At 77.4% G+C, this 1,794-nt stretch carries 1 protein-coding gene; it reads left to right on the plus strand.

Annotated elements, in window-relative coordinates:
* Positions 1-98: 98 nt before the first annotated feature.
* A complete protein-coding gene (locus ACFU7Y_RS43630) occupies positions 99-1,754 on the plus strand; it encodes a DoxX family membrane protein (RefSeq protein WP_380772011.1) in 1,656 nt (551 codons plus the stop codon).
* Positions 1,755-1,794 lie beyond the last annotated feature (40 nt).

A 1,794-nucleotide genomic window follows, 5' to 3' on the forward strand; every position in this document is an offset into this window, starting at 1 on the left:
GGACCGGGCCCGATCGCTTTTTTCATGATCACTTCAAGTGTGGGTCGGACATCCACCCGGGAGAGTGTCCTAAGCGGCCGTCACCCGGTTAGACGGGCGTGGACACCAGAACACCTCGGCGCCCCCTGTTCGGCGACGGCAGCACAGGGATAGACGCGGGCCCCGGCCTCAACACCGTCAAGGTGGAGTCGGACCCTTCGCGGCTCAGCAGCACCCAGGCGAGTTTCCGGCTCCGGCTCGGCGCCCCGATGGCGCCGCTGCTCGAGGCCCCGGCCGGACTGCTGTCCACCGGCGCCGCGTTCGGCGACCCGTACGCCAACCAGGGCCTGATCGGCCGTCCGCTGGTCACCCCGCAGGTCGTCGTGCCCGCTCCGGCCGTCCCGGCGATGGCCGGGGCCGGGGTCGGCGGCGCGCCGCGCCGCAAGGGCCGGGTCACCGCCGTCACCTGGACCGGCCAGGCGCCCCCCGGGGACCTCGCGGCCACCCGGCTGCTGGAAGCGGTGCGCCAGGGCGGCACCCCGGCCGGCGGTGTCCGGCTGGTCGAGGCGGACACCCAGGTGCTCCCGTCCCTCGCGGGCGCCCGGGCCCTCCCGCGCCAGCCCCGCGAGGGCACCGGCACCGCCACCGACGCGGGCGTCGGCCCGGTCGGCGAGCCGCACGGCTGGACCCCGAGCGGCGAGCTGCCCGAGGTCTCCGCCGCGGACGCCGCGGGCAAGCAGCCCTGGTACCCGGGCCGCAGGGTCGACCTCGGCCTGGTGCTGCTGCCGCTGCGCGCCGTCCTCGGCTCGCTCTCGGTCTACGCCGGGTTCAGCAAGCTCTGCGACCCGGTGTACTTCGACGGCGGAGAGCGCGGCTCGATGATGCGCTGGCTCTCCTCGCTGCACCCGTGGAAGGTCGCCGAACCGCTGCTGGCCTTCGCCATGGCGCACCCGGTGGGCGCCGGGCTGGTGGTGTCGTTCACCCAGATCGTGGTCGGCGTGCTGACCGTCCTCGGCCTCTGGCAGCGGCTCGCCGCCGGCGCGGCGATGGCGCTCTCCGCCGCGCTGCTGTTCACCGTCAGCTGGCGGGCCGTCCCGGTCTACGACACCCCGGACCTGATCTTCCTCGCGGCGTGGAGCCCGCTGCTGATCGCCGGGGCGCCGTTCGCCTCGCTGGACGGGCGGCTCAGCCTGGAGGCCTGGCGCCGGTTCGGCGCGGACGCACCCGCTGCGTTGCGCCGCCGGGTGCTGCGCCGCGGCACCGTGGTCACCACGGTCGTGGTCGGCGTGACCCTGCTGCTCGGTTCGATGTTCGGCGCCGCCGTTCGCACCGGTGCCCGGGCGCACCAGGCGCCGGACCGTCCGGTCACCGACTACGGCACCCCGGTCTGGCCGTCCGGCGGCCCGTCCGGCACCCCCGGCGGCAAGGGCACGTCCACCACGCCCCCGCCCGCCGCCCCGCGCCCGGCCACTGCGACGCCGAGTGCGACCACCCCGCCGCCCACCAAACCGGCCACCCCGACGCCGAGCGGCAAGGGGCACTCGGGCAGGGCGGAGGCCGGGTCGGGCGCCTCCCCGGCCGCGTCCGCGCCGTCCGGCGGCTCGGGCGGCTCCGCTCCGGCGTCGCGCAGCACCCCGGGCGCCGGTGGCGCGGGGGCGGCGCCCAAGTCCAGCCCGAGCTCCGGGGGGCTGCTCGGCGGGGTGCTGGGCAGCGCGTCGCTGGCCGACCTGTCCGGCGGCGGGGCCTCCCACCCGGGGGCGCCGACCGCGACCTGAGACCCCCGGTGACGCCGGTCGGCCGGGTGCTCCGTGGGGG

Source organism: Kitasatospora sp. NPDC057542, assembly GCF_042801945.1.
In the GTDB taxonomy this organism is placed as follows: domain Bacteria; phylum Actinomycetota; class Actinomycetes; order Streptomycetales; family Streptomycetaceae; genus Kitasatospora.